The organism is Arthrobacter tecti (assembly GCF_054511355.1).
The window spans coordinates 25,901-38,742 of the sequence record NZ_JBTNCT010000003.1; the positions used below are offsets into that span (position 1 = coordinate 25,901).

9 protein-coding genes are annotated in these 12,842 nt (G+C 62.0%); 8 read left to right on the forward strand and 1 reads right to left on the reverse strand.

The genetic code is table 11. From position 1 onward, the window contains the following. Positions 1 to 8 precede the first annotated feature (8 nt). From ACX80C_RS04805 to ACX80C_RS04840, 8 genes are all read left to right on the forward strand, one after another. On the forward strand, positions 9 to 854 hold the full coding sequence (locus ACX80C_RS04805) for a carbohydrate ABC transporter permease (protein ID WP_459325123.1): 846 nt from the start codon (positions 9 to 11) through the stop codon (positions 852 to 854). Next, positions 851 to 1,744 carry a carbohydrate ABC transporter permease gene (locus ACX80C_RS04810; protein WP_459325125.1) on the forward strand — a complete coding sequence of 298 codons (894 nt, stop codon included), beginning with the start codon at positions 851 to 853 and terminating at the stop codon, positions 1,742 to 1,744. The genes ACX80C_RS04805 and ACX80C_RS04810 overlap by 4 nt, the downstream gene beginning before the upstream one ends. Before the next feature lie 4 nt (positions 1,745 to 1,748). Next, positions 1,749 to 4,772, forward strand: a complete 3,024-nt coding sequence (locus ACX80C_RS04815; protein WP_459325126.1) for an alpha-mannosidase — start codon at positions 1,749 to 1,751, stop codon at positions 4,770 to 4,772. A 254-nt stretch (positions 4,773 to 5,026) separates the two neighbouring features. Next, positions 5,027 to 5,989 carry an ABC transporter permease gene (locus tag ACX80C_RS04820; RefSeq protein ID WP_459325127.1) on the forward strand — a complete coding sequence of 321 codons (963 nt, stop codon included), beginning with the start codon at positions 5,027 to 5,029 and terminating at the stop codon, positions 5,987 to 5,989. Between the two features lie 7 nt (positions 5,990 to 5,996). Beyond that, positions 5,997 to 6,920, forward strand: coding sequence for an ABC transporter permease (locus tag ACX80C_RS04825; protein ID WP_459325128.1), 924 nt, complete (start codon positions 5,997 to 5,999; stop codon positions 6,918 to 6,920). Beyond that, positions 6,917 to 9,010: an ABC transporter ATP-binding protein gene (locus ACX80C_RS04830; RefSeq protein WP_459325129.1), complete on the forward strand. Its 2,094-nt coding sequence runs from the start codon at positions 6,917 to 6,919 to the stop codon at positions 9,008 to 9,010. Before ACX80C_RS04825 ends, ACX80C_RS04830 begins: the two co-directional genes overlap by 4 nt. 55 nt (positions 9,011 to 9,065) lie before the next feature. Next, the gene (locus ACX80C_RS04835; RefSeq protein ID WP_459325131.1) at positions 9,066 to 10,772 is read left to right on the forward strand and encodes an ABC transporter family substrate-binding protein; all 1,707 of its coding nucleotides are present in this window, start codon (positions 9,066 to 9,068) and stop codon (positions 10,770 to 10,772) included. Positions 10,773 to 10,922: 150 nt separating this feature from the next. After that, the gene (locus tag ACX80C_RS04840) at positions 10,923 to 11,090 is read left to right on the forward strand and encodes a hypothetical protein (protein ID WP_459325132.1); all 168 of its coding nucleotides are present in this window, start codon (positions 10,923 to 10,925) and stop codon (positions 11,088 to 11,090) included. 123 nt (positions 11,091 to 11,213) lie between these two features. Here ACX80C_RS04840 and ACX80C_RS04845 read toward each other — a convergent pair whose 3' ends face one another. After that, positions 11,214 to 12,701, reverse strand: coding sequence for a S8 family serine peptidase (locus ACX80C_RS04845; RefSeq protein ID WP_459325133.1), 1,488 nt, complete (start codon positions 12,699 to 12,701; stop codon positions 11,214 to 11,216). Positions 12,702 to 12,842: the final 141 nt, after the last annotated feature.

Genomic DNA, 12,842 nt, shown 5'->3' on the forward strand with positions numbered 1-12,842 from the left:
TCCTCAAGGTGGTGCCACTCGCTCCGGCCCTCATCCTGATCGGGATCTTCCTGGCCGGACCCATTCTCTGGTCCTTCTACGGCTCATTCACCAATGCCGCGCTGACCGGCGCCAACGCCAAGAATCCGGAGTGGATCGGCTTCGAGAACTACGTGAACCTGTTCACGGATCCGCTGTTCCCGCAGTCGCTGCTGCTCACGGTTATTTTCGTGCTGGTCTCGGCGGTGATCGGGCAGAACTTCCTGGGTCTCGGCCTGGCGCTGCTGATGCGGCGGGCGCACAGGGTGGTCGCCGCCGTCGTCGGGGTGTGTGTGGTTGCGGCGTGGGTGCTGCCGGAGATCGTGGCGGCGTTCGTGGCGTACGCGTTCTTCTTCCGTGACGGGACGCTGAACCAGTTGACCGGGCTCGTGGGACTGCCGGGCGTTGACTGGCTGTTCGAGCACCCGATGCTCGCGATCATTCTCGCCAACATCTGGCGTGGCACAGCTTTTTCGATGATGGTGTACCAGGCGGCGCTGGGTGATGTGCCGCGCGAGGTTACGGAGGCGGCGGAGATTGACGGCGCCGGCGGGGCGCAGTCGCTGGTGTTCGTGACGCTTCCGATGATCCGGCGCAGCATCGCCACCAACCTCATGCTCATCACGCTGCAGACCCTCGCGGTGTTCACGCTCATCTACGTGATGACCGCCGGCGGCCCGACCAACCGCAGCACCACCCTGCCGATCATGGCGTACGAGGAAGCCTTCCGCTACAGCGACATCGGCTACGGAACCGCCATCGCCGTTGTCATGCTGATCATCGGAGCCGCGTTCTCACTTGCGTACATTCGCCTGCTGCGGGAGAGGAAGCCGTGAGTCTATCCGGTACGACGACGGCGCCTTCCTCCGCTGCCCAGCGCTCCGGCTCCTCCCACCGAGGCGCCTCCCGCCGCGGCGCCCCGAGCTGGTCAGCCAGCGCCGTGCTCGCCGTGATCGGGCTATGCTTCGTGGTGCCGCTGAGCTGGCTGGTGCTGGCCTCCCTCGATACGGACGCCACCTACGAAACCGCGTTGCCGTCGTCGTTCTCGTTGGCGAACTTCACGGCGATCCTGACGCCGGAACAGACGTTCCTCCCGCTGCTGAACAGCCTGATCCTCTCCGGCGGGTCCGCTCTGGTCACCGTGTTCGCAGCCGTGCTTGCCGCATATCCGCTGTCCCGGTTCAACACGCGGTTCAACCGGCCGTTCCTCTATACGGTGCTGTTTGGGACGTGCCTGCCGATCACCGCGATCATGGTCCCGGTGTACAGCCTCTTCGTGCAGCTGAACCTGTTGGACTCGTTGGCGGCGACCACGTTCTTTCTGGCGGCGACATCCCTGCCGATGGCCATCTGGATGACCAAGAACTTCATGGATTCGGTGCCTGTTTCGCTGGAGGAAGCGGCATGGGTGGACGGGGCGTCGTCCATGAAGGCCCTCTGGCACATTGTGGTCCCGTTGATGCGGCCGGGGCTCGGCGTCGTCTTTATTTTCGTGTTCATCCAGGCGTGGGGGAACTTCTTCGTTCCGTTCATCCTGCTGTTCTCGCTCGAGAACCAGCCGGCCGCGGTGAGCATTTTCCGGTTCTTCGGGCAGTTTGGGACTGTGGCGTACGGCCAGCTGGCCGCCTTCTCGATCCTGTACGCACTGCCCGTGATCATCCTGTACATCCTCGTTTCGCGCGTTTTCGGTGGCTCGTTTGCCATGTCCGGCGCCCTGAAAGGTTAGGTCCATGCACGACAATCGACTCCTCGTCGAAGCCCGGATTGCGCGCTTCCTCACCGAACGGCTCACCCCTGCGGTCTGGCCGGTGCGCGTGCCGTTGGAGGTTTCGATGTGGCAGGCGCCAGGGGAGCCGGTGCCATTCGCCGACGCCGTGTCGGAGCGGTTCTCGCCGTTCGCGGTCGGGTCCGCGTGGGGCAGGCCATGGGGTACCACCTGGTTCCGCTTCAGTGGCACCGTGCCGGAGGAATGGAGCCTGTCTGATCGGTTCGCGGTTGAAGCGGTCGTGGACATGGGATTTACGACGACGATGCCCGGCTTCCAGGCCGAAGGCCTCGTCTACGCGCCGGACGGTCGGGTCATCAAGGCACTCGAGCCGCTGAACATGTGGGTTCCGCTCTCCGTTGCTCCAGGCACGCCGGTCGAGTTCTACGTTGAAGCGGCCTCGAACCCGAACGTGATCCAGGGGTTCGATTACCAGCCCACTCCGCTGGGCTCCCTGTCCACAGCCGGGGCTGATCCGCTCTATACGTTCAGCCGGGCGGAGGTTGCGCTGTTCGACAGTGAGGCCTGGGAACTGGGACAGGACGTGTGGACACTGAACGGGCTCATGCACGAGTTGCCGGTAGACCTGCCGCGCCGGCACGAGATCCTGCGGGCGCTCGAGAGGGCGGTCAACGCCGTCGATCCTTCCAACATCTCGCGCACTGCTTCTGCCGGCCGTGCCTGCCTGGCTGACGTTCTGGCGTCCCCGGCGTATGCCAGCGCGCATCGGATGCACGCCGTGGGGCACGCGCACATCGACAGCGCCTGGCTGTGGCCGGTGCGCGAGACCGTGCGGAAGGTGGCGCGGACGTTCTCGAATGTGCTGGATCTGATGGACCGGGACCCGGACTTTGTGTTCGCGGCGTCCTCTGCGCAGCAGTATGCGTGGCTTCGATCGGGTTACCCGGAGCTGTTCGAGCGGGTCGCCGAGAAGGTACGGACCGGTCAGTTTGTGCCCGCCGGTGGCATGTGGGTGGAGTCGGATACCAACATGCCCGGTGGTGAGGCGCTGGCGCGTCAGTTTGTTGCGGGCAAGCGGTTCTTCCTGGAGAACTTCGGCGTGGAGCCAAACGATGTGTGGTTGCCGGATTCGTTCGGGTATTCGGCCGCGTTGCCGCAGATTGTGAAGGCGGCCGGCTCCAAGTGGTTCCTGACCCAGAAGATTTCCTGGAATGAGACGAACCTGTTCCCGCACCACTCCTTCAACTGGGAGGGCATTGACGGGACGAGGGTGTTCACGCACTTCCCGCCGGTGGATACCTACAACTCGGAGCTCTCCGGCCATGACCTCGCCCATGCGCAGCGGCGGTACCGGGAAAAGGGTGCGGCGAACACGTCACTGGTTCCGTTCGGCTGGGGCGACGGCGGTGGCGGGCCGACCCGCGAGATGCTTGCCGCGGCGGCGCGCACGGCGTCGCTGGAGGGTTCGCCGGCCGTGACCTTGTCCTCGCCGTCGAGGTTCTTCTCTTCAGCGGAAGCTGAGTACCCGGATGCGCCGGTGTGGTCCGGGGAGCTGTACCTGGAGTTCCACCGCGGGACGTACACGTCGCAGGCGCGCACCAAGCGGGGCAACCGGCGCTGTGAGCACCTGCTGCGTGAGGCGGAACTGTGGTGCTCGCTCGCTGCGCTGCGTGCGGGATTCGACTACCCGTACGACGCCCTCGAGGATGCGTGGCACACAGTGCTGCTGCAGCAGTTCCACGACATCCTGCCCGGGTCTTCGATTGCATGGGTGCACGAGGAAGCCGAGCGTAACTACGCCTCGGTTACCGCTTCCCTTGAGTCGCTGATCTCGGCTGCCTTGAGTGCACTGCTGGGTACGGGTTCAGCGTCCGTTGCGCTCAATGCGGGACCGTACGACGTCGACGGCGTGCCTGCGCTGGGTGGTGCGGTTGTGTCCGGTACGGAGTCTGACGGTTCGTTCGCGCCTTCCCGCGTCGGCTCTTCGTGGGTGTTCGAGAGCCCGTCCCTGAGGCTGACGGTTGACGAGGACGGGCTGTTCACGTCGCTGGTGTCTCATGAGGACGGTGGCCGTGAGGTTCTTCCGGCGGGCATGCGCGCGAACGTATTCCAGTTGTTCAGGGATACGCCTAACCAGTGGGACGCCTGGGACATTGACGAACACTACAAGTTCAACGTCACTGAACTGACCGATGCTGCGGCGATCGACGTTGTTGGCTCGGTGCTGCGCGTTGAGCGGGTTTTCGGGAAGTCGCGGCTGGTACAGCGGATTTCGCTGAGCGGCGATGGAAGGGCTGTGGACATGTCGATCGAGGCTGACTGGCATGAGCAGCAGAAGCTGTTGAAGCTCGCGTTCCCGGTTGACGTGCTGGCGGACCGGGCAGCATCCGAAATCCAGTTCGGGCACATTCACCGGCCAACACACTCGAACACTTCCTGGGACGCTGCACGGTTCGAGACTGTGGCGCATCGGTGGGTTCAGGTTGCCGAGCCCGGGTTTGGAGTGTCACTGGCCAATGATTCGACGTACGGGTACGACATCACGCGCGCTGAATCGCCGGCGGGGTCGGCGTGCACGTTGGTGCGGGCGTCTCTGCTGCGAGGGCCGTTGTTCCCGGATCCGCAGGCCGACCAGGGGTCGCACACCTTCGAGTTCGCGTTGCGGCCGGGTTCTGCCGTGGCCGATGCCGTCGCCGAGGGGTACCGGTTGAATCTTCCGGTGCGGACCGTGTCGGGGGTGTCGTCGTCGGTTCTGCCTGCTCTCGTGGTGAGCAACCCAGCGGTGGTTGTGGAGGCGGTGAAGCTGGCGGAGGACCGCAGTGGCGACGTCGTTGTCCGCTTGTATGAGGCGTTCGGTTCGCGCACTTCGGCGGTATTGACGCCTGGCTTCGACTATTCGTCGGTCGAGGTGACGGACCTGCTGGAGCGCCCCGTGCCGGCCGACTTCATTTCCACGAACGACGACGGCGCGGTCTCGCTTTCGCTGCGGCCGTTTCAGCTGGTCACGCTGAGGTTTAAGCGCTCATAACCATCCCGGCCGGGGTAATCCGGCGGCGGCACAGATGGACCGCCTTCGCGATTCGTAATCTTTCGTAATATGTGACCTGTAGCCAAACTGTGACATGTCACATAACTGTGAAAGTACGGGGAATGTGATGAGCAGTATTTAGCAAATCCATATATACAAAGTGACACGAGTAGATTTTACTGAGAGTCTATGCAGAGTGAGGTACGCCACTAGTTCCGAAGGTGGCCGCCTAACCGCTAGACAGGGAGGTCAACTTGCTGAAGTTCGTCGCCAGACGCTTCGTCTCATACGCATTCATGCTGTTTCTCGGTACGAGTGGCGTTTATTTCCTGGCCTCCTCGTTCCTGGACCCACGGTCCAATTACCTTGAGATGCAGCCCGCCCCTCCAGTAGAGTCGATCAACGCGTCGCTGAGTTACGCCAACATCAATGACCAGGTTCCCATCCTGGAGCGTTACTGGACCTGGCTTACCGGTATTGTGCTGCGTTGGGATTGGGGCTTCAGCCCTGTAGGAGAGCCGATCAGCTCGGTCATCTGGGACCGCGCCTGGGTCAGTTTGCAGCTTGTGGCCCTCTCCACGATCCTCGCGATCGTCATCGGCATCGCGGTAGGCGTGAAATCGGCAACCCGCAAGTACGGGATATTTGACCGGGTCGCGAACTCGCTCAGTGTGCTGTTCCTGGTCACTCCGGCCTTTGTGCTGGCCCTTCTGGTGGTGCTCATCTATCTCCAACTCCAGGCGACCTTTGGCCTGAACTGGTTCGCGGTAACGGGCTTGGGTGACGGAAGCTTCCTGGGTTATGTCCAACACCTCTTCCTGCCAACCCTGGTCCTGACCCTGAGCGGCTACGTGGGGTTCCATCTGACCCAGCGCACATACCTGCTTGACACGATGAACGCTGACTACGTGCGGACTGCACGGGCTAAAGGCGTACTCAAGAGCGTCGCCATCCGCCGTCATGCCCTCCGGACATCGATGATCCCCACCGCCTACGGCATTGCGTTCTCCATCGCGGGCACCGTCACGGGTTCGCTGTTCGTTGAGCAGATCTTCGCAATCCAAGGCGCGGGCCTCTACTTCATTGAAACGCTGACCAAGAATGACATCAACGGGGCCGTAGCGGTCGCCTTCCTGGGTGGGGCCGCCACCTGTGTGGGCCTGATGCTCGCCGACCTTTTCGTTGCCATCCTCGATCCACGGATCCGAATCTCCTAGGGGAATCATGACCGTCAACCCGACACTCGAGGCTGCGGCCCAAAGCAAAGAAGAACGCATCAGTATCAAGCGGACTTCAAAGTCCCGTCTGATCGTTCGCCGTTTCTGCCGCAACAAGCAGGCCGTACTTGGCGTGGTGATCGTGCTGCTGATGGCCCTCTACGCAACCTTCGGGGAGCTGTTCAGCTCCTGGAAGTACGACGAGCTCGATTTCCTGAACCTGAAGAAGCCGCCCAGTGCTGAGCACTGGTTCGGTACGGACATTGTGGGCGGTGACCTGTTCTCCCTTACTGCCCGTGGATTGGGGCGGTCCCTGATGATCGGCTTCATCGCCTCCATCGGGATTACGGTGATTGCGGCGTTTGTCGGCACGGCGATCGCCTATTTCGAAGGGCGGGTGGAGAAGGTCGGTACCTGGATTCTGGACCTTCTGCTGGTCATCCCCACGTTCTTCCTGCTGGCGATCATGGTCTCTTCAGCATCGGGCAACGATGGTTGGATCTGGCTCACTTTTGCCCTCGTCATCTTTGGCTGGATCGGCTACGCGCGGGTTATCCGATCGATCGCGCAATCGTTGCGCGACCGTGAATACGTTTCGGCTGCCCGTTTCATGGGGGTGGGGCATCTGACGGTCCTTCGGCGCCACCTGATTCCGAACCTTGGCTCGATCCTCATCATCCACACCGTACTGGGAGTTGTTTACGCGGTCGGCGCGGAGACAGGTCTGTCCTTCATCGGACTCGGCATCACGCCGCCGGACACCTCGCTTGGCGCCCTCATCAAATACGGGTCCGCAACCCTGCAGACGGCGCCGTGGCTATTCCTCATCCCCGCGGCCTTTCTGCTCGCGCTCTGTTACAGCATGACCAAGATCGGTGACGGCCTGAGGGATGCACTTGATCCTTCGTCCGAATCGGGAGGCAAAGCATGACCATCATCCATCCGCAAAGCCAATCCGGGAACCTGCATACTGCAGAAACGGCGGTGCTCTCGGTTCGGGACCTTTCCGTTACCTATGGCAGCGAGGCCGGTCCGGTGCGGGCAGTCCGCGGGTTGTCTTTCGACCTTCAACCCGGCCAAACCCTTGCCATCGCCGGTGAGTCGGGATCCGGAAAGTCAGCCACCTCGCTGGCGATCATGGGGCTCCTGCCTGACTCCGCCGTCGTCGGTGGTTCGGTCCGGCTCGGCGAGCGGGAAATTCTTGGTCTGTCAGATAAAGCTATGTCCCCCATTCGGGGACAGGAGCTCAGCATGATTTTCCAGGACCCGCTGAGTGCACTGACACCAGTGTTTACGATCGGACAACAACTCGCTGAAGCCCTCGACACCCATCAGAACCTGTCACGTCAGCAGGTCCGGAAAAGGTCAATAGAACTTCTTGATCTGGTGGGAATTTCGGAGCCGGAGAAGCGTTTGAGCGCCTACCCTCACGAGTTCTCCGGTGGGATGCGCCAACGCGTCATGATCGCCATCGCCATCGCCAACGATCCGAAGGTCATCATCGCCGATGAACCGACCACCGCCCTGGACGTCACCATTCAGGCGCAGGTGCTCGATGTGCTGAAGACCGCGCAGCGTGAGACCGGCGCCGGCGTCGTCATGATCACGCACGATCTTGGCGTGGTCGCCAATATTGCCGACCACGTGCTGGTCATGTACGCGGGAAAGCCAGTGGAGCACGGGACTGTCCACGAAGTGTTCGACAGCCCACACATGCCCTACACCATCGGACTGCTCGCGGCCGTCCCCCGGCCTGACCAGAGCACCGCTGGGCCGCTCGTCCCGATCGAAGGAAATCCACCGTCGCCGGTGAATCTGCCGCCCGGCTGCCCGTTCGCTCCGCGATGCCCAATCGCGATCGATGAGTGCCGGGAGGAAGAACCCGCCCTGCGTATTCATGGCGATTCCCCCCTGCACCAGGCCGCGTGTATCCGTGCTGACCGGATTGCCAGCCAGGAATTGGGATCCGCCGAGGTCTATCCCGTCCCGGAGATCCCGCCGCGCGAAGAAAAGCGGCCGCGGGAGGAGCGGGACACTGTGCTTGAGGTTACGGATTTGAAGCGTCACTTCAACCTGTCCAAGGGAATGTTGCGCCGAAATGCTGGAACCGTTCACGCCGTCGACGGCGTAACGGTGGACATCCGCCAGGGCGAAACCCTGGCGCTGGTCGGCGAATCCGGCTGCGGGAAGACCACCACGCTACTGCAGATCATGGAGTTGAAAGCGCCCACCAGTGGGCGGATTGTGCTCATGGGCCGCGATGTGTCGGAGTTGACCGGCAAGGAGCGCCGCGCTTGTCGAACCGACCTCCAGATCGTGTTCCAGGACCCGATGTCCTCACTCGATCCGAGAATGACGATCTACGACATCCTCGCTGAGCCGCTGCGGACGCAGAACTGGAAGAAGGCGGCGATCAATGAGCGCATCAGTGAGTTGATGGAGTTGGTCGGCCTTAATCCCGACCACGTGGACCGCTTCCCGGAACAGTTCTCGGGTGGGCAGCGGCAGAGGATAGGAATTGCACGCGCCCTCGCGGTCGAGCCGGCGCTGGTGGTCCTGGACGAACCGGTATCGGCGCTGGATGTCTCCATCCAGGCCGGTGTGATCAACCTTCTCGAATCGCTCCAGGCGAGGCTCGGTGTCTCTTTCTTGTTCGTGGCGCACGATCTTTCGGTGGTCCGGCACGTGGCTGATCGCGTCGCGGTCATGTACCTGGGACGGGTGGTAGAGATCGGTGACGTGGAGCACGTGTACACCAACCCTCGGCATCCCTATACGGCGGCTCTGCTCTCGGCGGCTCCCATACCGGACCCCACGATCGAGCGCCAACGCGAGCGCATCATGCTCACCGGAGAATTGCCCAGCTCAACCGAGCGGGTTTCAGGCTGCCGGTTCCGCACCCGGTGCCCCAAGTACAAGGTGCTTTCGGAGCAGGAACGGGTGTTGTGCGACACGGACGAGCCCGTATTGATAGGTGAGGAGGCGATCGACCAGCGACGCGCTTGCCACTACCCCATGTGAATCACGCTGAACCAGGTCCGATCGCCGGGCCAGACGACGTAAGTGGAGTTACCAAATGAAAGCTAACAAATTCCTTGCGGTCGCAGTGACCGTATCCGCACTGGTCCTCTCCGGCTGCGGAGCCCCCGAGGACAACGGAGGGGGCGGCGAAGCGGCCGGCCCGCAGCCGCCCGAAGGCGTGCCCGTAGCAACCTCGCCCCTTCCGCTTCCCGAGGTAGGGGTTGCCTACAACAACCCCCTGGAGCCCGATGAGGTTGCCGATGGCGGCACCCTCACACTGGCGATGGCCGCAATTCCCCCGAACTTCAACAAGTCCAGCGTGGATGGCAACAGCATGGATAACGGCAACATCAACTCGTGGAGCTCGCCCAGCCTGTGGGACCTCACGGTTGGCGGGGAGCCGGTCCCGGATAAGGACTACCTGCTCTCGGCTGAGGTGATCAGTGAAGATCCGCAGACTGTGAAGTATGTGCTGAACCCCGATGCCACTTGGAACAATGGCGATCCGATCACCTGGAAGGCTTTCGAGGCGACCTGGCAGATCCACAGCGGCAAGTCAGATAAGTACAACCCGGCGAGCACGGACGGTTTCCGGAACATCGGAAGCGTCGAGATGGGCGCTAACGAGAAGGAAGCGATTGTCACGTGGGACACGCCCTTCTACCCTCACCAAGCCATCTACGGTGAACTGCTGCACCCGGCCAACCTCGATCCGGAGCTGTACAAGACCGGCTGGGTGAACAACCCCCGCAACGAACTGCGTGCCGGGCCGTACATCATCGAGGATTACAGCAACACCCAGATCACGCTTGTGCCCAACCCGGACTGGTGGGGCGAGAAGCCGAAGCTGGACAAGGTTGTCTACAAGGCCATGGAGTCCACCGCGTCGATCAACGCTTTCCAGAACGGGGAGATCGACGCCACAGCCGTAGATTCAGCCGACCGCCTGGCGCAGATCAGGGACATGGAGGATGTGTACATCCGCCGCGGGTTTGACAAAGCTGTTGCGGTGTACACGATGGGCAATGAAAGCGAGTTGTTCCAGCACCATTACGCCCGCCGTGCCTTCGTGATGTCCGCCAACCGGGAGCAGTTGTCTGCGATCGAGTTCGACGGTCTGGACTGGACGGAACCCGCACCGGACTCGGTCAACTACTACCCGTGGATGACGGACTACCAGGACAACCTGGACATCGAACATGACGTCGAGGGTGCCAAGAAGCTGATGGAGGAGAACGGTTGGGCGCTGAACGACGAGGGCTATTACGCCAAGGACGGCAAGGTTGCGGAGTTCACCTTCGTGAACTTCGGTGACGATCCGAAGAGCGATGCGTTGGCTCGGGCACAGCAGGCGATGTCCAAGGAAGCCGGCCTGAAGATGAACATCGACAATCGCAAGAGCGGTGACAGGTCCAAGACGATGTCCGAAGGGACGTACGACGTCGTTTCCACCGGCTGGTCAGCCGGCGACCCCTTCTCCCACGTCTGGGCGTGCTTCTTCTACTGCACCGATTCTGCGAGCAATCACGCAGGCTTCGGCACTGCCGAGCTGGACAAAGTGATGAAGAACATCACCTCGGTCGCCGACCAGGATAAGGCCGTGGCAATGACGCATGAGACGGAGGCCGAGGCCCTGGCCCTTCATGGCATGTTCCCCCTGTGGAACGGTCCTGAGATGTTTGCGGTCAAGGCAGGCCTTGCTAATTACGGTCCCTCCGGCTGGATGACCGAGGAGCCTGAAAGCGTGGGCTGGGAGAAGTAACTTTTCGTAGCAGCATAAAGAGCGGCCGATCCCTTGTGGGGGTCGGCCGCTTTTTGATCTGCGAAGCACCTATCGCTGGTCCTGCCGGCGAGAGTTTCTCCTCAGCTTTTAACGGTTTCGCCTGAGCTGTGTCAGTGGGAGCATGGACAGATGAGTGAGGATACGGAACCGCACCGCTCCCAGGAGTTTGTCCCGAGCGACGACCGCGACTGGCAGAGCGCCAACCAGGACGAGCAGGCGGTTGCGCGCCGTCGTCGTGAGGCCGAGGAGAAGTTGAACGAGCGTCAGGAGGAAGCCGGGCACGGCGAAGAGGATTGATTCTGCGGCGAGAGCTGCGCTCGATGTTCGCACAGAAACGGCCCTCGCATTCAGGCCTGCCGGTTCGAGCCGGCAGGCCTGCCGCTGAGGGCCGTTTTTGTTGTGAGGCGCAGACAAGGAGTGTTAGCGGACGGCATCGAGCGCGTCGGTTATGCCTTCGCCGTAGTAGCTGTTGTCATCGAGGGTTCCAACGCAACCGGCGCCTCTCGGAGTCGCGGGCGGTTCGCAGACGTGATCGTCGGACTGGTTACGGACGGCTTCGATCATTTGCTCGGGAGTCCACTCGGGGTGTGCCGACTTCATCAGCGCGAGGACGCCGGCTACGTGAGGCGATGCCATTGAGGTACCGCTTTTCTTGCCGTACTTGTTGTCCGGGAGAGTGGAGAGGATGGCGCTGCCCGGTGCCGCAACATCAATGACGCCGAGGCCGCGATTGGAGAACGGGGACAGCTTGCTTGCCTGGTCGATCGAGGAGACCGTGACTACTCCGGGCAGCTCGGTAGGCATGTCCTTGCACTCGTTATTGATGGTGCGGGTGGCGGGGTTGAAGGGGTCACCGCTGTCGGTTGTCTTGTTGGACAGGTCATAGGCGGCGTTTCCTGCAGCTGCGGCATGAACCACGCCCTGTTCGGTTGACCAGGTGACTGCGCGTTCTACTGCGGTGCGGACAGCCGCCTGGTCGGGCTGATCGCTGCACCAGAACTCGAGCGGATCAATGTAGTAGCTGTTGTTGGTGACGTCCATCCCGTTCAGGCCTGCCCACATGAAGCCGCATACGGCGTACTCGGGGTAAATGAGGTTGCTGTCATTGGTGACTTTCACGGAGGCGATCCGGACGCCCGGTGCCACACCGACGATTCCGACGCCGTTCCGTGCTGCGGCAACGGTGCCGGCTACGTGTGTCCCGTGGTCGGAAGACGTTGGGTACCAGCCGGTGGCGGAGGTTTCGGGGCGTCCGGCGTCGGTGCAGTTCACGGATGCAGCGACGTCGATATTCTCCTTCAGGTCCGCCTGCTCCCCGTCGATGCCGGTGTCCAGGATGCCGACGAGTACATCGGATGAGCCGTCAGTGATCTGGTTAGCTTGATCGGACTTGATGAGGCTGTTGTTCCACTGTTCGGACTCACGCGGGTCAACGGTCACACCGAGGGAGATGGTGCCGTCGTCTTTCTTGAAGGTCTCTTCCTTCTGAGTTTGGAACTTTTCGGCGGTGTTCCAGGGTGTTTCGATGCCGTCCGGTGTGCCCTCTGTTACCGGCACGGCGCGGGTTGCGCCGACGGATTCGATCAAGCGGTTGCCCTGTTCCCGAACTTCTTCCCGGAAGTCGGCACTGGTTGACTGCGCGATCACCACGCCGATCTGTGGCCACTGCTGGACCACAACGCCGCCAGCTTTTTCGACGGCCCGCGCGGCCACCCGAGTCTGACCAGGGGTGGCGCGGGTGGTGTTGACCACGTAGCTCATCAGTTCACCTTCAATGGCGGGGAACTTCACCGGTGTTGATTGCTGGGTGGGAGCCGCTGCAGCGCCCGAACCAAGGGCGGTAGAGGCAGCGATAACGACGGCGGCGCAAGCGGCCGAAGCGCGGTAACGGAATATCGGTCGGGTCATGAGGGAGACTCCATTGTTCTTCTTTAGACGGACTCATCGATCGTGACATGTCACATCGCGCCTGACTAGACTGCGTGGCCGAATTGGTCTTCCGGGACTCGAATTTCCGCGGGTTGCGTTATCCCTTCTGAATTTCTGCCT

Bases quoted from the DNA above. Each gene is read 5' to 3' on its own strand.
- ACX80C_RS04840 (WP_459325132.1), top strand. From the start codon at position 10,923: ATGAGTGAGGATACGGAACCGCACCGCTCCCAGGAGTTTGTCCCGAGC.
- ACX80C_RS04815 (WP_459325126.1), top strand. From the start codon at position 1,749: ATGCACGACAATCGACTCCTCGTCGAAGCCCGGATTGCGCGCTTCCTC.
- ACX80C_RS04825 (WP_459325128.1), top strand. From the start codon at position 5,997: ATGACCGTCAACCCGACACTCGAGGCTGCGGCCCAAAGCAAAGAAGAA.
- ACX80C_RS04830 (WP_459325129.1), top strand. From the start codon at position 6,917: ATGACCATCATCCATCCGCAAAGCCAATCCGGGAACCTGCATACTGCA.
- ACX80C_RS04835 (WP_459325131.1), top strand. From the start codon at position 9,066: ATGAAAGCTAACAAATTCCTTGCGGTCGCAGTGACCGTATCCGCACTG.
- ACX80C_RS04845 (WP_459325133.1), bottom strand. From the start codon at position 12,701: ATGACCCGACCGATATTCCGTTACCGCGCTTCGGCCGCTTGCGCCGCC.